This is a genomic window from Stappia sp. BW2 (genome assembly GCF_008107695.1).
Taxonomy (GTDB): domain Bacteria; phylum Pseudomonadota; class Alphaproteobacteria; order Rhizobiales; family Stappiaceae; genus Roseibium.
In genome coordinates, this window is sequence record NZ_VIRG01000052.1 from 1 (window position 1) to 18,316 (window position 18,316).

Here is an 18,316-nt window from a genome sequence, read left to right on the forward strand (position 1 = left end):
TCAAGAGGAGGACCATGAAACAGCGGCGCTTGCAGCACGCCAAATCCGCTGCTTAACTGAAACCCAGATGTGCCAGACCCTCCTTTAGTCAGGCCGCTTGATGTCTCAATTTACCTGACGACGGACAATCTCTCAAATAAAACCAGCAGAATTCTCGAAGGCGACGAACTTACATTTGTGACGTTCTGCTCTGTCGGGAACCAATCCGAATTCAAATCTCGGAAAAAAGGGCCTCAAGATCGTCCCACAGGTCTGCTGGGTCTTCGGTGCCTATGCTGATCCGCAGTATTGTCCGGTCGTACCAAGGGGTCACAAATTGTCGGGTGTTGCTTACGCTCATAGGGGCAACAAGGCTGCGTGTTCCACCCCAACTGGCACCAATGGCGAAGATGCGCAATCGGTCGAGGCCACGATTGAGGCCAGCTTCGGAGTCGGCAGGCAGAACAACAGAGAACAAGCCATTTGCGCCGGCAAAATCCCGTTTCCAGATATCGTGACCTTGATTGCCGGGAAGGGCAGGATGTAGAACCTCGCCGATATTCCCCTTTGCAGATAGCCGCTCGGCAAAATCTAGCGCTACTTTGCCGGCATGGGCCATGCGTATCGCCATGGTCTCCATGCCCCGAAGCGCAAGCGAAGCCTCGTCGGGTGAAACGCCCAACCCAAGCATTTGCATTGTACCGCGCAATTTTTTTCGGAGATCCAGGTCGGAAACGCTGATTGAACCAAGCAGCAAGTCTGAGTGCCCGCCTGCATATTTGGTCAGCGCCTGCATCGAAAAATCGACGCCGTGTTTCAGAGGCTTGAATAGCAAGGGTGTTGCCCAGGTATTGTCAATGCCGGTTTTGATGCCATGACGTTTGGCCTGGGAAACAACATAAGGCACATCCTGAACTTCCATCGTAGTTGAACCCGGACTTTCCAGCCAAATAAGTTTGACTGACGGGTCGATGAGATCTTCGAGATCGGAACCGTCAGGATGGTAGACACGGACCGAATTTCCCCGAGGCTCCAGAAAGTCCATACATAGGCCCTTCACAGGAGGATAGACGGAATCTGGTATCAGAACCGTATCACCAGGCTTGAGGACGGTGAGCATAATGACCGCGATTGCGGTTTGGCCTGACGGTAGCAGAACCGTTCGAACGCCGCCTTCAAGCGCCGTCAGTTGGGCTTCGAGAGTACGTGTCGTCGGGGTTCCGTGCAGACCATAGGAGTATCCGTCCAGGTTGCGTTGTCCACGGTCGGCATATGCTGCAGCGCTGTCGAATACGATGGTTGATGCCCGATATGTGGCGACCGCCAGACTAGAGAAGCCCTCCTCGGACACATTTGGATGAATGGTGCAGATTGACGCGTCACGCATGGAAATCTCCTGATTGATCTCACGCTATGGCATCAAATACAGTGTAGAAAATCTACTGATCTAACGGCATATGTATATGCGTGGATGTAATAGGTAGTTCATGAACTTCAGGCTTCTCGAGGCGTTCCATACGGTGATGATCTCCGGCTCAACGGTACGTGCCGCCGAGCTAATGAGAATAACTCAGCCAGCGGTGAGCCGCAGTATTGCCGAACTGGAAGTATCCCTTGGCTTCAGTCTATTCGACCGTGTTCGCGGTCGACTTGTTCCGACACCCGAGGGACAGTTGTTTTTCCGTGAGGTCAATGAGAGCTACAAAGGGTTGGATCGGCTTCGTGCGGCTGCGGCGACAATTCGCGACTTTGGTTCCGGGACGCTGCGCATCGGCTCGCTTGCTGCGATGAGCACATCGCTCCTGCCGCGAGCCATACAGCAATTCAGAGTGAGTAACCCGAAGATCAAGATTACCTATCAAGTCTCCAGTTCAGCTACGATCCGAAACATGGTGGCCGACGGAAATCTCGATATCGGTCTTGCGGCTGACGAAATAGACACCGCTGGAGTTGATGCTCAACTTTTTGCCAGCTCACCCGGTCTCATCGCCATGGCGCACGACAATCCATTGACACAGAAGAGTGTTGTCTCCCCGGAGGATCTTGCATCCGTGCCCTTCATCGGTCTTTCACCAGAAGATCGCGCTCGGCGTCGCCTGGAAGATGTGATGCGGGATGCAGGTGTGGATCTGAGCGTCATCGTTGAAACTCCAAACTCCTCCAGTGCCTGCGCCTTGGCTCTGAGCGGAGAGGCGGTCGGTCTGGTACATCCGATGGCCACGGAAGGATTCATAGAAAAAGGGGGGGTACTTCGACCGTTTTACCCCGAGGTGCCGTTTCGCACCTATATCGTCTTCAGGCCTGACGCCCAAAGAGCAATCCTGGTACAGAAATTCACGACTATTCTCTACGAGATGCGCAATCAATTCGCTGTTGTGACTTGAAGATTTTGCATAAACTGAACGGTGCTCGGGTTTCTTGATTACTATGCCTCTTAGAAATGACTGCTAGAAACCGGACAGGGCCCCTACCTGCCGTTCATCAGCTTATATGGCGCTGCGATGCAACCCGTCGAAGCCGCCATTCACTGCACCCGCGAAGATGGGTGGCCGCCAGGTGCCGGCAACGCGGACATTTATGCCGTTGAGAAATCTACAAGATTTTGTGCTATCGTCAGGTTTTCGAGGGTTGGAGAAACCAAAATGACGTCTACCCAAGGTGGATGCCTGTGCGGAGAGCTCAGGTACGAGGTTCAAAAGCAACCAGCGAGAACGACCATGTGCCACTGCAAATTCTGTCAGCGGGCCACCGGTGGCGCATACTTGGTCGAACCGGTTTTCGAGAGCGCGGATTTCACAGTAATCCGAGGCACACCAAAGCGTTACACACATCTATCCGAGGGTAGCGGAAAGAAAGTTTATATACATTTCTGCGACAACTGCGGAACAAAGTTGTTTTTGACTTTCGAGCGTTTCGAAGGTTTCGTCGGCGTTTACGGTGGAACGTTGGACGACCCCAACTGGCTGAAAATTACCCCGGAGAACTCCAAGCATATATTCTTGGGAGTTGCTCAGAGGGGTACAGTAATTCCGCCGCATTTCGACACCTTCGACAAACATGCAACTGAAAATGATGGCACTCCGATAGCCGCGACTGTCTATGACGAACCTCACATCATTGGGAAGATGTGACGCGGTTCTACTTCCGCTTCGGGCTCCAAGCGGCCTTGCGGCCGCGCGGCGGGCCTGCCATATCCGGTTGATACGGTTACGTCGCTTCCGGCCCGGAGCTGTCGTTCGCCTGGTTCCACTTCGCTGTGGTGCGGCCAGTGGCAGGAGACATTCACTGCAACTGCTCAACCAGGTAATTCGGCAAGGTCGGCAGCGCGAGACAAAGCGATCATTCCAACGTGGAGCCTGATGTCGGCTTACAGTAACGCGGTACCAAGCATGATAATCGCATGCGTCCCCCACCGGCCGTTCGTGATCTTCGCCGCTATCTCGACTTTAATCCGTCCATGAAGATGTTGACGACGCGCCTGGTGTGATCGGGGCGGGCAGTTCTGGCGGGCATGGACAGGTTTGCGACTGCGCTGATGATGTCGTCGGCATCGAGGTCCGTGCGGATTTCACCAGCTTTTGCGGCACGTTCGAGAAGCTGGCTTAGCGCAGGTCGCAACCGCGCATCAAAATAGGCGGGCAGCGTCTCAAAAGCAGGATTGCCCGAATGCAGTGCGCTGGCCAACCCGCGCTTGGTAGCTATGAACTCCGAATATCGATGCAGCCATGCCGCAAGAGCCTCCAAAGGTGGATGGTTTTCCGCCAAGGCGGGCGCGGCGTCGGCGCAGGAATCGACCTCGTTGCGGAAAACGGCGGCGATCAGGTCACCGCGCTTTGGGAAATGACGGTAGAATGTGCCGGTGCCGACACCCGCCTTGCCCGTAATATCGCGAACCGGCGCATCTACCCCCGAGCTTGCGAAAACGTCCCTCGCTGCCTGTACCAGGGCGTTGAAACTGCGCTTCGCATCGGTCCGCCTGGCCCGGTCTTTGGTGTCCGACCCGTCCGGTTCGGTTGGGTGTTCAGATGACATAGGCCATCACCTCTTGATAAACGGAACATTGTTCCATATATGGTGGACGGAACAATGTTCCGCTTTCTTGGATACCGCATCGCGATGGCTTTGGCCACAGCTTCACACGGCAAGGAGATCGTCATGCCAAATAAGGAAATTGCCCTCGTCACCGGAGCCAATAAGGGCATCGGCCTTCAGATTGCGACGGAGCTCGCCGCAATAGGTCTGACAGTGATCATTGGCGCGCGAGATCCAGAGAAGGGAGCAAAGGCCGCCAATAGCATCGAAGGCGACATTCATGTCGTCCAACTCGACGTCACCGACCGAACCTCTGTCGAGGCCGCGGCTGCGTATATCGGCGCAGAGTTCGATCATCTAGACGTGCTGGTGAATAATGCCGGGATCGTGCGGCCCGGTTCGTCCAGCGATCCTTTCCCGACCGACTTCAGCTTCAACGATCTGACCAAGGCACCGATGGATGCGGTTCGCGAGGTCTGGGAAACGAACGTCTTTGGTCTTATCACCGTGACGCAGGCGATGTTGCCGCTGCTGCGCAAGAGCGCGGCGGCGCGGATCGTCAACATAGGCAGCACAGGCGGATCGCTGTCCTGGAATTCCAGACCCGACAACGATCATCGCAAAATGTTCGGCACCTATTCGACCTCGAAGTCGGCGGCGCATGCGGTATCGCTCGCATTTGCGTTCGCGCTTGAAGAAGAAGGTATCAAGGTCAACATCGCTTGCCCCGGCCATACGGCGACGGCGCTCAATAACTTTTCTGGGGCGCGCAGTATCCAGGAAGGCGCGCGCGAAGCGGTGCGATTGGCGATGGTGGGACCGGATGGACCGACTGGCACATTTTCGGACGAAGACGGTCCGGTCGAATGGTAGTGGTGCATGCAGCCGTTCGCTGCGCCGAAGAACTTAGGTAGTTTGGACTCTAAGCGGACTTGCGGCGCCACAGCATCCCGATCCTGACCTTGGCTGGTGTCTGGTCGACACAAAAGGCCCACTGCTGCCGTTCGACCGGTTCCACTTCGCTGCGATGCGGCCAGTCGAAGGAGACATTCGCTATAACTGCTCAACCAGGTAATTCGGCAAGGTCGGCAGCGCGGACATAGTGTGAGTTCGCTGTGCCTGCGCCAAAGACTGCTTTGAAGTTTCTTCTGCATCAAAGTCGGCCAACCCTGACAGCAACGCGGCTCTTATTGTCATCTCGTCGCAATTGGCTTGGCAATCTGTGAAATACGTTGGAATTTTCTTCGATACGCAGCGGGTGAAATGCCGACGCCCCGCTTAAATACCCGACGGAAGGAAGCAGGGTCTTCGTAACCAACTGCACCACCAACATCGTCTACAGCTTGGACATCGGTTTCAAGCATCTGCTTCGCTTCTTCTATCCTGAGCGCCTGAACATATTCTATGGGGGCAAAACCAGTTACGGAACGGAATCGGCGTGAGAAGGTCCGAGGGTTCAGGCCGGATCGTTGAACCATTTGCTCGACCGGTTTAGTGAGGGCGTAATTGTCAGCTATCCAAACCTGGCAGTCAGAAATTTGCGCATCCGAGGTTTCCATTGGACGCGTCATGACTGAGTAAGGTGACTGGCCTTCGGAGTGGCCACTGATCAGAAAAACCTTGGCGGTTTCAATCGCATGCTGGTATCCGCAAAACTTGGCGATCAGGTAGACAGCCAGGTCGTGCCACGCGCTGACCCCACCCGCCGTGACAATGCGGTCAGCTTCGGCGGCCAAACACAAGATGGATTCATTGCGAAAAGCGACTTCCGGATAGTTGCGTTGAAACATATCACGGTACGCCCAATGCGCTGTCGCCTCTTTCCCGTCCAAGAGCCCAGCTTCCGCAAGAAGCAGAGATCCTGAACAGACGGATGTAAGCATAGCCCCATCCATGTGCATCTTTTGCAACCATGAAATTTCGCGGGGGTATCGACCCTTGGGTACATCGTAGATCGACGTGTACATATCACAAATAACAACGGCATCAGGTGTCGCTTGATTGTTGGCCGACATGTGCGGTTCAACCGGAATATTCCCGATACAATGAAACGGTTTGCCGTCTGCCGACGCAATCTTGATGTCCAACAGTTCGTCGCCTGGCGACCCTGACACCATGTCGGAATAAACGGCACCTACAGATTGCAAGACATCATATAGCCCATAGAGAACGGATGCTGATGTTTCTGGTGCGGCAAGCAGCACGATCAGGGGCTTCTCAGAGCGTTTCATTTCTCACCTTGTCAAATTCGGCACGGTATTGACAGATTTTGCATAGTCATCTGTCCAGTATGCCTTGTGCTTGACCGTAATGCCACTCCGCACAGCCATTTTGTCGGGATAGCCTGATCTCACGTTTTGAAAAGGAAGAACAAAATGGATGACTCCATGACCAGGTTGGATACGCCGACACATAAGTTCGGTGGTGAGATGATTGGCCCAGAAGACGCACGGTTTGATGATGCGCGGGGTGTTTGGAATGCGATGATTGATCGCCGCCCTGCGCTGATCGCCCGGTGCAAGACAACTGACGACGTGCAGACTGCGGTCAAGCTCGCGGTTGCCCGTGAGCTGCCCATTGCAATTCGTGGTGGTGGACACAATGTTGCGGGCCATGCCGTCTGTGACGGTGGCGTCGTGATCGACCTTTCGCATATGCGCGGAGTGACGGTCGATGCATCTGCACGGGTGGCAAAGGTGCAAGGCGGCGCGTTGTGGCGTGATGTGGATGCCGCCACGCAGGCACATGGCCTGGCGACACCGGGTGGCTTGATTTCAGACACTGGCGTCGCGGGATTGACGCTATCGGGTGGCATCGGATGGCTGCGCGCTCAGCATGGTTTGGCAATCGACAATCTGGTTGCCGCTGATGTGGTCACCGCCGATGGATCTTTGATCCATACAAGTGCGGACGAGAACCCCGAGCTGCTATGGGCGTTGCAAGGTGGTGGCGGCAACTTTGGTGTCGTGGTCCAGTTCGAGTTCAAGCTGCACTCTATCGGTCCGGAGGTCATGTTCGCGGCCCCGATCTACCTGGTCGAAGACGGCCCCGAGCCAATTCGCGCATGGCGCGACTTTCTTGCCGAACATGGCGATAGAGTTGGGTCGCTATGCGAATTTTCCACCGCAGGGGGCGAGGATTTCCCCGAGGAGCACTGGGGCAAGCGGGTCTATACGCTGGCGTGCGTCTTCAATGGGGACGCCGCTGAAGGTGAAGCGCTCCTTCAGCCCCTTCGCGAGCTTGGCGAAATGTCGACCGATTTTTCCGGGCGAATGAACTACTGTGATGTGCAACAACTGTTCGACGCGCTCATGCCCGCCGGAGATTTTCGCTGCTACTGGAAAGCCCGCTATCTGACTGATCTGAAAGATGAGATGATTGACCTTGCCATGGCCAACGCTCTGGCAGCGCCTTCGGATAACTCACTTTCATCGCTTTGGAACTTTGGTGGAGCGACTGCGAAAGTAGCAGCGGACGCTACTGCGTTTGGCGACCGATCCATGGGGTGGATGTATTCACTGGATGGCGTGTGGTCCGATCCCGGTGACGATGATGCGAACATTGCCTGGTCTCGTGAAGGCTGGTCCAACTCCGAACGATTTGGCCATCATGGTCGCGCTTACCTTAACTTTCCAGGACATGGTGAAGACAACGCGGCGCTGACACGGACAAGCTTTGGACCAAGCTATGAACGGCTTGTTGAAATAAAGACCAAATACGATCCGCAAAACCGGTTCCGCTTCAACCAGAATATCGCACCGGAGACTTAAGATCAGCGCACCTCCTCGCCAACGACACACATCTCGAAGAAGGCAAGCCTGACGAACTGGCACACCGGCAGGTTGATATTCGGGCGGCCTTCTCGAAAACAAATGTCTTTGGCGACTGTTGTGGCACCGATTACCGGCAGGTGTCGCAGGTTCGTAGCGCGATATCGCGGCCAATTGTTGCGACAAGGGTCGAAACCGGGACCACAGCGCGCGCTATCCAAGATTCAATCGGCAATAGAGGAGGCGTGAAGCGCGCGCCTCCGCGCCTTCAATTCCAGTAACGGAGACCGCCATGCTTCGCGCATTCATCATGATGTATGCCATTGCATCCTACGTCGCCTTCCTGGCGGTATGCCTGTGGCTTATGGCATTTCTGCTTGATGTCGGTTCTATCCGAACCAACGAAACCGGCACACCAGCGATTCATGCCGCGGCAATAGATGTTCTGCTGATTTCGCTGTTTGGCTTGGTCCACAGCGTGATGGCGCGACCGGCGTTCAAGCGGCATTGGACAAGGATCATCCCAAAAGCGGCCGAACGCGCCACCTACGTTTTGCAATCCTCAGTGCTATTGGCGGTGATCATGCTGTTCTGGCAACCAATTCCTTTCGTGATCTGGAACGCTGAAGGCGCGGCCAAACTCTTGATGCTGGCCGTCTTCTTTGGTGGGTGGGGGTTGATCGTGATCGCCATCTTCGCCCTTGACCATTTTGAATTCACCGGTCTGCGCCAAGCCTGGAGCCATTTTGACGGCTCCGCGATACCCACTCCCCTGTTCCGCACACCGCTGCTCTACCGGATCGTGCGCCACCCGCTGCAACTCGGCATTGTGCTGGTGGTCTTTTCCGTGCCGGAATTGACCGGCGGCGGTCTGCTCTTCGCGAGCTCAATGCTGGCCTACACCCTGATCGGTCTTCGGTTCGAAGAGCGCGCCCTTCTGCGCGAATTCGGTGAGGAATACGCCGTTTACCGCCGGCGCGTGCCGATGCTGGTGCCGCGCCTGCCAGTGATATCGAGCGCAATTGCGAAACACCGCACGTGACAATTTCAACGAGGCGCGTCGGTGTGCCTTATTTTCTGAAAGGAACATAACATGTCTAATACACAGACCCGTTTACCACACCAAACGGACTGCATCTTCCTGACCGACGGCGGATCAGAAACTTGGCTTATGTATAAGCGCGGGTTCGAACTTTTGAATTTTAGTGCCTTTCATTTGCTGAACGACAAACCGGCAACTGCAGCATTGCGGGAATACTACGCCGCATTCGCCCGTGTGGCGGTGAAGCTTGGAACGCCCTTCATCTTTGACAGCCTGACCTATCGCGCAAGTCGAGACTGGGGGGCATTGCTTGGATACTCCACCGAAGGGTTGGCAGAGATAAACCACAAATGCATCGAACTCTATCGCACATGCGCCGCCGAGGCAGGTTTGGCGAGGGAAAACATAGTCCTAAGCGGCTGCATCGGGCCAAAGGGCGACGCCTATAAGTTATATAAAGGTCTCTCGGCCGAGAGTGCCGAAAGCTACCACCGAGAGCAGGTTGATACGTTCAAGGCTGCTGGTGCAGATATCATCACAGCGCTGACGCTAAGCACGACGGCCGAGGCGATTGGCATCGCAAGGGCCGCAGCCGAAGCTGGTATGCCATCGGTCATAGCCTTTACGATTGAAAAAGACCGCAAGCTTCGCAGTGGCGAAACGCTTAAAGAAGCGATCCAGACAGTCGATGCTGCGACGTGCAATGCACCCGCTTACTATATGATAAATTGTGCGCATCCCGTGGATTTCGGCCCCTCACTGACGGGCGAGCCTTGGGCAGACCGCATCCGCGGCCTGCGGGCCAACGCATCCTCTTTGGATCATGGGACTTTGTGCAAGTTGGGTCATCTCGACGAGGGCAACCCGGATGAGCTGGCTAGGCAGTATGTTGGCATCCGCTCCGCGCATCCGAAAATGAATGTCTTTGGCGGGTGTTGCGGCACGGATCATGTTCATGTCGAGACAATCGGCCGGGCGCTGTTGGCTGCTTCATAAGGCGGTTTTGACCCAATCCTTGGATCCCGCCCTGTTGGGATCCGTTCCCCCGATAGCCCTGAAAGGCTATCTTTGAAAAGAACTTCACAATGACTTTGATGAAACAGCCTTGGTTGCGACGGGAACGTTCATTCGCTTATTCGAATGTTCTGAGGTTGGGCGTATCTGGTGTCCGGATCGCGCTGACGGTAGGAACAGTTTTCGAGGCCGTTCTCACCCCTCTAGCTTTGCGCCGACACGGATTCACCACCGTTTTCCTGCCCCGAGCGAAGGGGTACGCAGTGTAACAAAGATCCGGGCAACCGTATTGGGGTTTGGCGCTGTGTTGATGTGGGCATTGCTTGCGCTATTCACGGTCAAGACTGTTCCGCTTCCCCCTTTTCAACTGACCTCAATGGCCTTTGCGATTGGTGGAACGCTTGGCCTGTGCTGGATCGTTGTCAGGGGTGATGTACGGTCTCTCAGTAAGGTGAGCTGGAAGGTCTATGCCTTTGGGACTGGGGGGGTGTTCGGCTATCATTTCTTTTATTTCTCGGCTTTACGCCTTGCACCGGCCGCAGAAGCGGGGCTTATCGCTTATCTCTGGCCGCTCCTGATCGTGTTGTTGTCGGGCCTTCTCCCCGAAGAGCGCCTCAAATCAGGGCATATTGTTGGTGCTCTGACTGGTTTTGCAGGGGCGGCCATCATTGTCACTCAAGGCGGAACACGTTTTGAAGCGAGCGGCGCATTGGGGTACGTGTTGGCTCTTTTGTGTGCTTTCACGTGGTCCAGTTACTCTGTCATGTCTCGGAGGTTTGGCCTGACACCGACTTCTAGCGTTGCAGTGTTCTGCCTGGCAACGTCGGTCCTGTCTGGCATCGCTCATGTGGGTCTTGAGACGACAATCTGGCCGGTTGAACCAACTGCCTGGCTTGCTGTCATTGGCTTGGGCGTCGGCCCTGTCGGACTGGCATTCTTCGTGTGGGACGTGGGTGTGAAACACGGCGATATTCAAATATTGGGCGTCGCGTCCTATGCTGCCCCGCTGCTTTCAACATTTGTTCTCGTGGTCGCCGGTATCGCCGACATGACGTTGGCATTGCTTTTGGCAAGTGTGTTTATCACACTTGGGGCTGTCCTGGCCGCGCGTGCTAGCCGATCCAAGGCATAAGGGATGGCGTCATTTCTGACATTCGCCATGTCGCTGAGAGTCGGCAAAAAGGGCTCGGAGTTGCCGTGTGCTACATCGCCCCCAAGGTCAGCAGTGGGCCGTGACTTGCCTTGCCGCTTTGCGTCCCCATTCGCGTCATTCACAAATTTACATCAAGGTCCTGAAACCGGTCATTCAATTTTGCTCTTATCGGCACCGAATCATATAGTCCGCGTCACATCTGCGTAGCTCGACCGCGCCGGGTGCCGGGCGTGAAGGCTGGAATTTGATTGGAATTGAGCTTCTCAGCTCTTCAAGGGCCTTCGTCCGTCGCGATAGGCATTGCCGGCCGATATCTGTGAGCCGGTCATGAAGCTTGCGAAGATCGGTAGACACGCAGCGCCCAGAACGCCGGAATTCGTTCCGAGGGTCGAGGCCTTGAACGGGGCATTGGGAAGCCCGCGGGAAGGACCGGGGAGGCTGATGTCGGTGAGCCGATCCACGAGGGCGGTGTTGAAGCGATCGGGCAAACGCCCGCCGACAAAGATCACTTCGGGATCAATAAAGGCGGTTATGACACGCCCAACCTCGGCAATCTGGCCTGCCGAACGATCGAGCCAGTTCTCGACAAGTGGTTCGGTATCTTCGCAAAGTGCTGCAAGATCGAAAATGTCGGCGATGTCGATACCGTTGTGCTGCAGATACTCGACCAAGTCCTGTCCGGAAGGGCGCGGCGTGTCATAGGGAAAGAGCACGCCCGGTTTCGAGGCATTGCCATGCGCGCCGCGAAACAGCTGACCATTGAGGACGGCGCCACCGCCCACGCCGTGGCCAATATGGAGAAGAAAAAAGGTGTCGTATGCAGAGGCTGCACCGTAAAGAAACTCGCCAAGCGTAGCACAGACGCCATCCGTATCGACATTGCAGGGCATGGCGAGGGCTTCGCAAAAGGCCGGCGCTAACGCGTGTCGGTCAAGATCCGGGAAATACTCGTGCGCAAGCAGCACTTTGCCATCGGGTGCGAAACCGCCGGGCAACGAGATGCCGGCACCAACCACGCGCCGGGTCGGGATACGGCTGGCCCTCAAGGCGGCTGCCGCTCGCTCGCTCGCAAGTGCTGTGATCGAATCGACAGTGATCCTGTCGATCCGCACGCTGTCTACCGCAACGATATCGCCCGCAAGATCGACGATCGCCAGATCGAAGCGGCCGCGCATGAAGTTGATTCCGATCGAATAGGCCTGCCCCTTGCGGATCGACAGCGTCTTGCGCGGCTGGCCCTTCTGGCCGGCCCGGTCGGCAGTTTCCGTCAGGAGGCCGTTTTCCACCAGGCTGGTCACCAGGCGCGAGACCGTCGGCGGTGTCAGTCCCGTCGCATCCGCGATCACGGCGCGGGATGTCCCTCTGCCGCGCAGGACAAACTCCATCAACTGTCGCTCATTAAACGTCAGGGGCAATCTGAGATCGGTCATTCTGCTTTGGTAGCCGAAGTCATGGCCGGCTGCCAGAGGGGGATGGAAAAATATTAAAGTGCGCAATGTAATTTAAATGTCATCGAAGGGCGCTATCCCTTCCCATGCCCTGCAACGCACCAATCGTTTCCCATCAAGCTGTCGAAAGGACATGACCAATGACTGCGATTGTCAAGTTTACCGGGCTTGCTGCCCTTTGCCTTACGGGTCTTGTAACCCATGCCATTGCCAAGCCGCTGATCGTCTACACGCCGCAAGCCGTCGATCGCCTGCCCGAAATCGAAGCCTTTGTCGAAGAACACGCCGATATCGACGTCGAATTCGTCAATATGGGTGGCGGCGCCGTTTATGACCGCGTTCTCGCCGAGCGCAACAATCCGCAGGCAGATGTGATTTTCGGGCTGATCGATTTCCTCACTGCCGGCCTGAAGCTAGAAGGCGTTCTTCAGCCCTATGAACTCGAAAACCTTGAAGGCCTTCCGGCCATCTACCGCGATCCTGACGGCTATTTCTATGGCTACCGCCAGACCCCGATTACCCTGAGCTACAATGCCGATCTGCTGTCTGCCGAAGATGCGCCCCAGTCCTGGGAAGAACTGGCGGATCCAGAATGGAACGGCAAGTTCATGATAGGTGCTCTGACCTGGCAGACCACGCGGGCGATCCTCGCCGGTCTCTTCACCCGCCAGATCGATTCTGACGGTCAGATGACGGACGAAGGCTGGGACTGGTTCAACAAGTTCTATGACAATGCCGTAATATATGAAGACGGCATGAACCGCGCCGAGCTGATGGCGTCCGGCGAGAATGTCGTGTCGCTCAATCACTATCAGGGCGTTCAAAGTGATGCCGCCAATGGCGGTTATGACTATGCCTATGTCAACACGGTGGGCGGCACCCCGATCGTTGTTGAAAGGAACGCCATTCTCGCGGGAACCGACAATCTCGAAGATGCGCTGGCCTTCCTCGAAGTGGTGCAGTCCGTGGAGTTTCAGGTCTGGAATGCCGAGACCTTCGGCGTGATCCCGGTTCACCCTGACGCTGTTGCCCAGTCCCCCGCCGAAATCCGCGCGGCCGCTGAAATGTTCACCACCCAGGCGATCGACTGGGACCTGATGGCGGAAAATCTCGACGGTTGGCTGGAGCGCATCCAGCTGGACATGCTCTGAGCCTCAACCGAAACCGACCGCCGGTGAACGAACGCCGGCGGTCATCCGGGACTTTGGATATGATCGAACTGCAGGAAATTGACGTCACCTTCGATGGCAAAAGAGTGATCGAGAAGCTTTCGCTTTCTGTCTCTGATGGAGAGTTTTTCACGCTTCTCGGCCCGTCAGGTTGCGGAAAGACAACGCTTTTGCGCACGGTTTCAGGTTTCGTTAATCCGAGCGCCGGGAGGGTTTACATCAATGGCCAAGACGTCAGCGCGCGCCCTCCGGAAGATCGCGGCATCGGCGTCGTTTTTCAGAACTACGCGCTGTTTCCGCATATGAGCGTCTACGACAATGTAGCTTACGGCTTGCGCACCGCCGGCGCGTCCCGGGCAAGGATCCGCGACGAGGTGCCCCGCGCGCTGGAGCGGATCGGCGTGGCGGATCATGCGCGCAAGAAGCCTGCCGAGCTCTCCGGCGGTCAGCAGCAAAGGGTCGCCATCGCCCGCGCGCTGATCCTCGGCACGAAAGTGCTGTTGTTTGACGAGCCGCTGTCAAACCTCGATGCCAAGCTGCGCGAGGTCATGCGCGACGAAATCCGCGATATCCAGACACGGCTCGGGCTGACCGTCATCTATGTCACCCATGATCAGCAGGAAGCGCTGGCGATCTCTGACCGGATTGCGGTTATGAATGCCGGAAAAATCCGCCAGATCGGGTCACCACGCGCGCTCTATACGGCGCCGGCAGACCGTTTCGCCTGCACCTTTATCGGTGAGACCAGCCGTCTGCCCTCGCATCTGCTTCCAGGCCATGCGGATGTGAAAAAGGAGGCCTATGTGCGACCGGAACATATCCGGATCGGCGCTGCCGAAAAGAACGACGATCTCGGCTTTGAAACAAGTCTCGAGCGCGTCACTTTTCTGGGAGCACGGCAACGCCTCCAGCTGCGCCACGGGAATGCAAGACTGATTGCCGAAGCGCCGTCCGACTTTATTGCCGGCGCACCCGACGCCGTCATCGCCGTTCATGTCCGGCGCTCCGATCTCCTGTTGTTCGATGAGGCATCTGCATGAGTGCGCTTGTAAACGCGGTGGCCAGGTCGCAGTCGCGCCTTTCCTGGCCGCAGCCCGGCCGCATCCTTTACCTGTGTGCGCTGGCCGCTCTTGCCTGGGCGATTATCACCTTTCTTTACGTGCCGCTCGGCAGTGTGTTTACCACGGCCTTTCTGCAGGAAGACCATACGGCGGGCGAGACCATTGCCCGTCTGGCAGGCGCGCGCAACGTGCGCTCGGCGCTTTGGAACACATTCTGGATGACGGGCGCGACCGTCATCACGGTCAATATTGTCGGCCTGTTTCAAGTCGCCGCGCTCGAATTCTTCAAGGTGCGCGGATCGGGAATCTTGAAGATCGCCTATGCCACGCCACTGGTTTTCGGGTCCGTCACGGCGATCACCGGCTATAATTTCGTCTACGGGTCTTCCGGCGCGGTAACGGATCTGCTTGCCTATGTCTTTCCCGGCATTGATCGCAACTGGTTTCACGGCTGGCCGGCGGTGCTGATCGCGCACACCTTCTTGATGACACAGTACCATTTCCTGTTTCTGCGGGCGGCCATCCGCCGCGTCGATTTCGCCACTGTGGAGGCGGCTCGCTCGCTCGGCGCTTCTCCGATGCGCGCACTTGTGCAGATCGTCTTCCCGGTTATTCTGCCAACCATTTTTGCCGTATCCCTGCTGGTGCTGCTCGCCGCCCTGACGTCGCTTGCCGCGCCGGCCATTCTTGGCGGACGCGAATTCCGCATGCTTAACCAGATGATTCTGGGCCTCAATTCCATTCGCCGGCAGGATATGGCAGCCATGCTCGCCCTGCTTTTGGGGGCGATATCGCTCGCGGTCTTTCTCGCCTTGCGCTGGATCGAAAGAGGCCAGCGCTACGTCGGGGGCGCAAAGACGCCGATTCCGATGCAGCGGATCGTTCTCAAGAATCCGGTTGCCAGTGCTCTGGTCCAGTCTTTCGCATGGTTGCTGTTCGTCATCTACGCAACACCAGTCCTGTTCACGATCCTGTTCTCCTTTGCCCCCTCAAGGTCGATCGCCACCGACATCTTTCCGCGCAACCTCACACTTGAAAATTACCGCGCGGTTTTTGGCGCACAGCAGACGCTGGAACCACTTGTCAACTCCGTGATCATGTCGATCATGGCAATCTTCGCCGTATTGCTGCTGGCGCTTTTTGCCGGACGGTTGATCACCCGGACGCGTTCGCTGATCGGCGGCGTAGTCGAATTCTCGCTGTTCATACCCTGGATCCTGCCGTCATCTCTCGTCGCCATCGGCATCATACTCGCCTTTGATGCACCCAATCCGCTGATCGGCGGGGAGGTTCTGCTTGGCTCCTACGCAATTCTGCCGATTGCCTATGGCATCTTGATCGTACCGATGATGGTGCGCCTGATCAGCGCCAGCATGGTCGGTCTGGATCCGGCTCTGGACGAGGCAGCCCAGGCTTTGGGAGCCGGCCCGCTGCGCCGCTTTGCGAGCATCACATTGCCGCTTCTCGCCCCGGTCCTGATTCTGGTTTCGGCTTTGGCTTTCAACGACCTCGTCAACGAATATACCGTCTCGGCTTTTCTCTATAACCCGAATAATCGCCCTCTTGGCATCGCCATCGCCGTTTTTGCCACGGCCAATGATCCCGAAGCGCTGGCCAAGGGTCTCGTCTATGCGACGCTCGTCATGGGTGTCTCCTTCATCATCATCATGACCGCTGACCGCTTCGGTCTCGGCCGTGCCCCGATTACCGCTGCCTGACCATCTGAAAGGATTTTCCCATGGAGACCTGTATCACCTGCTGGTATCTGCCCAATCACCCGCGTTGGTATGACGAGGGGATTCGTCACACGCTGAATGAAATCCGCGCCGCTGGTTTTACCCATGTGAACTGGAACCCTGACGCCGGCTACTCCTACGTTTACGCAACGTCAGAAATGGACTTCATCGCGAGGATGCTGGATGATGCGGGATTGCGCGCCTGGTGCGTGCACGGTTCTCACGGCAAGAACGGCGTCACCGAAGTCGGCGGTGGCATGATGGAAACCCGCAAGGATTTTCTCTCGTCCCATGAATGGCAACGCCAGGCCGGCCTCGACCTGATCCGCAACCGGTTGGCGTTTGCCGCCAGAATCGGTTCACCGTCCGTGGTCATGCATGTCGACCTCGACGAGACGGAACTGCGCGACCCGGCCGCTCACGCCGCCTTCTACGACCGTTTCCACCGCTCCTTTGATGAGATCGCCGAAGATTGCCTACGCACCGGCGTCAAGATTGCGGTTGAGAACCTCAACGGCGCACCGATCGAGCGCAGCCTTGAAATGTTCGGCAAGCTGTTTGAGCAGCATTCGGCGGATACCGTCGGGCTTTGCTATGATTGCGGCCATGCCGAGCTTTCCGAGCCCGGCCAGTTCCGCATTCTCGAAAATCACGGCGACCGCCTGATCGCGACCCATCTTCACGATAATCGCTCGGTGCGCGATGATCATCTTCTGCCGGGCGACGGCGATATCGATTTCGACCGGCTGATCCGCCTAATTGCCGCGACCGACTACGCGGCGCCACTGACCTTCGAAACGCCACATCGGGCGCACGGCATGGGCTACAGCCTGGGCGATGCCGCCTTCTTTGAGCGGGCGCAGTCGCGGATCGCTCCATTGGAGAAGAAGCTTGCCGAATTGAGGGCCAAAGGAGCAACTTCATGACAGCAAGGCCGCCGCTCGATGTTGCCCGGGAGGTCGCCGAGGAAGTCGGCGCCTTCTGCCTGTCAAATTGGGGCCACGTCGATCCTGCCGACATCGAGGCGAAGGCACCGCGCGACTTCGTCAGCACCGTTGACCGGAAGGCCGAAGATATCGCCCGTGACCGGTTATTGCATTACTATCCCGACATCCCTGTCGTGGGCGAAGAACGTGGCGGCAAGGCGGAGGGCACGTTCTGGATCGTCGATCCGCTGGACGGCACGTCGAATTTCCTCTCCGGCCTGCCGCTCTGGTGTGTTTCGATCGGACTGGTTCGCGAGGGTGTGCCGGTTTTGGGCGCTATCGTCGCTCCGGCCCTAAAGTTTTCTGTTTCCGCAACGACACAGGGTTCAGGTGACGTGACGACCATCTCTCCGTTTCCCGGCGGCTTCAATCGCTGCATCGCCGTTGGTAGAAATCCCGGAAGCTCCCGAGCGCGACGGGAGACCCGCGAGGTCGATCTGGAAGAAGCAGGCTTTACGCTGGTCAATCTTGGCAGCTGCGCCCTCTCACTGGCATTCGTCGCAACTGGCCGGCTGGGCGGCTATGTCGAATTTGGTACCCGGCTTTGGGACTGTGCAGCAGGCGCCGCCATTTGCAAGGCTGCCGCTCGTCCCCTGCGGCTTGGTTGTATAGCCGAAGAATTCCGCATTGACATTGAAGCGGGCTTTGGCGTTCTAGATTGACAAGAAGCAACGCCCTTTGGCTGAGAGCCAATCGCTTATTTCCCGGCTTCGCCACTGGCCGTTATACGAAAATTGCCCCCCCAACCTTTACGACAGAAAACCGTCCAAGTGTGGCCTCACTCACAGGCGAATGTCCATTTTTGAAGAAATCAGACCAAGACCCACAAGTCCGGTTGCGGCCCAAAGCAGACCTTGATTACGTGTTTGGATTGCGACTATGCAGCCCGCCGAACCGGACTTTAATCGAATCCGCAGAATTCCGCT

Annotated in this window: 16 protein-coding genes; 12 read left to right on the forward strand and 4 right to left on the reverse strand. The window is 56.8% G+C overall.

What is annotated here, in order from left to right; genetic code table 11:
- Positions 1-211: 211 nt before the first annotated feature.
- On the reverse strand, positions 212-1,366 hold the full coding sequence (locus FMN63_RS03640) for a trans-sulfuration enzyme family protein (RefSeq protein ID WP_148582594.1): 1,155 nt from the start codon (positions 1,364-1,366) through the stop codon (positions 212-214).
- Positions 1,367-1,466: 100 nt separating this feature from the next.
- Here FMN63_RS03640 and FMN63_RS03645 point away from each other — a divergent pair, with 100 nt between their 5' ends.
- Together FMN63_RS03645 and FMN63_RS03650 are read left to right on the forward strand one after the other, a co-directional pair.
- Positions 1,467-2,363, forward strand: coding sequence for a LysR substrate-binding domain-containing protein (locus FMN63_RS03645; RefSeq protein WP_148582595.1), 897 nt, complete (start codon positions 1,467-1,469; stop codon positions 2,361-2,363).
- A gap of 258 nt (positions 2,364-2,621) precedes the next feature.
- Entirely contained in the window at positions 2,622-3,110 is a 489-nt protein-coding gene (locus FMN63_RS03650) for a GFA family protein (protein ID WP_148582596.1), read from the forward strand.
- Positions 3,111-3,414: 304 nt separating this feature from the next.
- Here FMN63_RS03650 and FMN63_RS03655 read toward each other — a convergent pair whose 3' ends face one another.
- On the reverse strand, positions 3,415-4,011 hold the full coding sequence (locus FMN63_RS03655; RefSeq protein ID WP_148582597.1) for a TetR/AcrR family transcriptional regulator: 597 nt from the start codon (positions 4,009-4,011) through the stop codon (positions 3,415-3,417).
- Between the two features lie 54 nt (positions 4,012-4,065).
- On the opposite strand from FMN63_RS03655, the gene FMN63_RS03660 reads away from it, so the two are divergent.
- Entirely contained in the window at positions 4,066-4,884 is an 819-nt protein-coding gene (locus FMN63_RS03660) for an SDR family NAD(P)-dependent oxidoreductase (protein WP_205513854.1), read from the forward strand.
- Between the two features lie 320 nt (positions 4,885-5,204).
- Here FMN63_RS03660 and FMN63_RS03665 read toward each other — a convergent pair whose 3' ends face one another.
- Positions 5,205-6,242, reverse strand: a complete 1,038-nt coding sequence (locus FMN63_RS03665) for a GlxA family transcriptional regulator (RefSeq protein ID WP_148582598.1) — start codon at positions 6,240-6,242, stop codon at positions 5,205-5,207.
- 144 nt (positions 6,243-6,386) lie between these two features.
- On the opposite strand from FMN63_RS03665, the gene FMN63_RS03670 reads away from it, so the two are divergent.
- From FMN63_RS03670 to yddG, 4 genes are all read left to right on the forward strand, one after another.
- The gene (locus tag FMN63_RS03670) at positions 6,387-7,781 is read left to right on the forward strand and encodes an FAD-binding oxidoreductase (RefSeq protein ID WP_148582599.1); all 1,395 of its coding nucleotides are present in this window, start codon (positions 6,387-6,389) and stop codon (positions 7,779-7,781) included.
- A gap of 292 nt (positions 7,782-8,073) precedes the next feature.
- Positions 8,074-8,823 carry a methyltransferase family protein gene (locus FMN63_RS03675; protein WP_148582600.1) on the forward strand — a complete coding sequence of 250 codons (750 nt, stop codon included), beginning with the start codon at positions 8,074-8,076 and terminating at the stop codon, positions 8,821-8,823.
- Positions 8,824-8,874: 51 nt separating this feature from the next.
- A complete protein-coding gene (locus tag FMN63_RS03680) occupies positions 8,875-9,819 on the forward strand; it encodes a homocysteine S-methyltransferase family protein (RefSeq protein ID WP_148582601.1) in 945 nt (314 codons plus the stop codon).
- Between the two features lie 241 nt (positions 9,820-10,060).
- Positions 10,061-10,969, forward strand: coding sequence for an aromatic amino acid exporter YddG (gene yddG / locus FMN63_RS03685; RefSeq protein ID WP_286192541.1), 909 nt, complete (start codon positions 10,061-10,063; stop codon positions 10,967-10,969).
- A gap of 284 nt (positions 10,970-11,253) precedes the next feature.
- Here yddG and FMN63_RS03690 read toward each other — a convergent pair whose 3' ends face one another.
- Positions 11,254-12,420 (reverse strand): ROK family transcriptional regulator, encoded by a 1,167-nt coding sequence (locus FMN63_RS03690; protein ID WP_148582603.1) that lies wholly within the window; start codon positions 12,418-12,420, stop codon positions 11,254-11,256.
- Positions 12,421-12,578: 158 nt separating this feature from the next.
- On the opposite strand from FMN63_RS03690, the gene FMN63_RS03695 reads away from it, so the two are divergent.
- Genes FMN63_RS03695 through FMN63_RS03715 form a run of 5 tightly spaced genes read left to right on the forward strand, consistent with a single transcriptional unit; the run spans position 12,579 to position 18,052 of the window.
- Positions 12,579-13,589 (forward strand): extracellular solute-binding protein, encoded by a 1,011-nt coding sequence (locus FMN63_RS03695; RefSeq protein ID WP_148582604.1) that lies wholly within the window; start codon positions 12,579-12,581, stop codon positions 13,587-13,589.
- 59 nt (positions 13,590-13,648) lie between these two features.
- Complete coding sequence (locus FMN63_RS03700; RefSeq protein WP_148582605.1) at positions 13,649-14,647, forward strand: ABC transporter ATP-binding protein; 999 nt, start codon at positions 13,649-13,651, stop codon at positions 14,645-14,647.
- Positions 14,644-16,386 (forward strand): ABC transporter permease, encoded by a 1,743-nt coding sequence (locus FMN63_RS03705; RefSeq protein WP_148582606.1) that lies wholly within the window; start codon positions 14,644-14,646, stop codon positions 16,384-16,386. Before FMN63_RS03700 ends, FMN63_RS03705 begins: the two co-directional genes overlap by 4 nt.
- A 20-nt stretch (positions 16,387-16,406) precedes the next feature.
- Positions 16,407-17,330 (forward strand): sugar phosphate isomerase/epimerase family protein, encoded by a 924-nt coding sequence (locus tag FMN63_RS03710; RefSeq protein ID WP_148582607.1) that lies wholly within the window; start codon positions 16,407-16,409, stop codon positions 17,328-17,330.
- Entirely contained in the window at positions 17,327-18,052 is a 726-nt protein-coding gene (locus FMN63_RS03715) for an inositol monophosphatase family protein (RefSeq protein WP_148582608.1), read from the forward strand. The genes FMN63_RS03710 and FMN63_RS03715 overlap by 4 nt, the downstream gene beginning before the upstream one ends.
- The last annotated feature ends 264 nt before the right edge of the window (positions 18,053-18,316 follow it).

Bases quoted from the DNA above. Each gene is read 5' to 3' on its own strand.
- FMN63_RS03640 (WP_148582594.1), bottom strand. From the start codon at position 1,366: ATGCGTGACGCGTCAATCTGCACCATTCATCCAAATGTGTCCGAGGAG.
- FMN63_RS03645 (WP_148582595.1), top strand. From the start codon at position 1,467: ATGAACTTCAGGCTTCTCGAGGCGTTCCATACGGTGATGATCTCCGGC.
- FMN63_RS03650 (WP_148582596.1), top strand. From the start codon at position 2,622: ATGACGTCTACCCAAGGTGGATGCCTGTGCGGAGAGCTCAGGTACGAG.
- FMN63_RS03655 (WP_148582597.1), bottom strand. From the start codon at position 4,011: ATGTCATCTGAACACCCAACCGAACCGGACGGGTCGGACACCAAAGAC.
- FMN63_RS03660 (WP_205513854.1), top strand. From the start codon at position 4,066: ATGTTCCGCTTTCTTGGATACCGCATCGCGATGGCTTTGGCCACAGCT.
- FMN63_RS03665 (WP_148582598.1), bottom strand. From the start codon at position 6,242: ATGAAACGCTCTGAGAAGCCCCTGATCGTGCTGCTTGCCGCACCAGAA.
- FMN63_RS03670 (WP_148582599.1), top strand. From the start codon at position 6,387: ATGGATGACTCCATGACCAGGTTGGATACGCCGACACATAAGTTCGGT.
- FMN63_RS03675 (WP_148582600.1), top strand. From the start codon at position 8,074: ATGCTTCGCGCATTCATCATGATGTATGCCATTGCATCCTACGTCGCC.
- FMN63_RS03680 (WP_148582601.1), top strand. From the start codon at position 8,875: ATGTCTAATACACAGACCCGTTTACCACACCAAACGGACTGCATCTTC.
- FMN63_RS03690 (WP_148582603.1), bottom strand. From the start codon at position 12,420: ATGACCGATCTCAGATTGCCCCTGACGTTTAATGAGCGACAGTTGATG.
- FMN63_RS03695 (WP_148582604.1), top strand. From the start codon at position 12,579: ATGACTGCGATTGTCAAGTTTACCGGGCTTGCTGCCCTTTGCCTTACG.
- FMN63_RS03700 (WP_148582605.1), top strand. From the start codon at position 13,649: ATGATCGAACTGCAGGAAATTGACGTCACCTTCGATGGCAAAAGAGTG.
- FMN63_RS03705 (WP_148582606.1), top strand. From the start codon at position 14,644: ATGAGTGCGCTTGTAAACGCGGTGGCCAGGTCGCAGTCGCGCCTTTCC.
- FMN63_RS03710 (WP_148582607.1), top strand. From the start codon at position 16,407: ATGGAGACCTGTATCACCTGCTGGTATCTGCCCAATCACCCGCGTTGG.
- FMN63_RS03715 (WP_148582608.1), top strand. From the start codon at position 17,327: ATGACAGCAAGGCCGCCGCTCGATGTTGCCCGGGAGGTCGCCGAGGAA.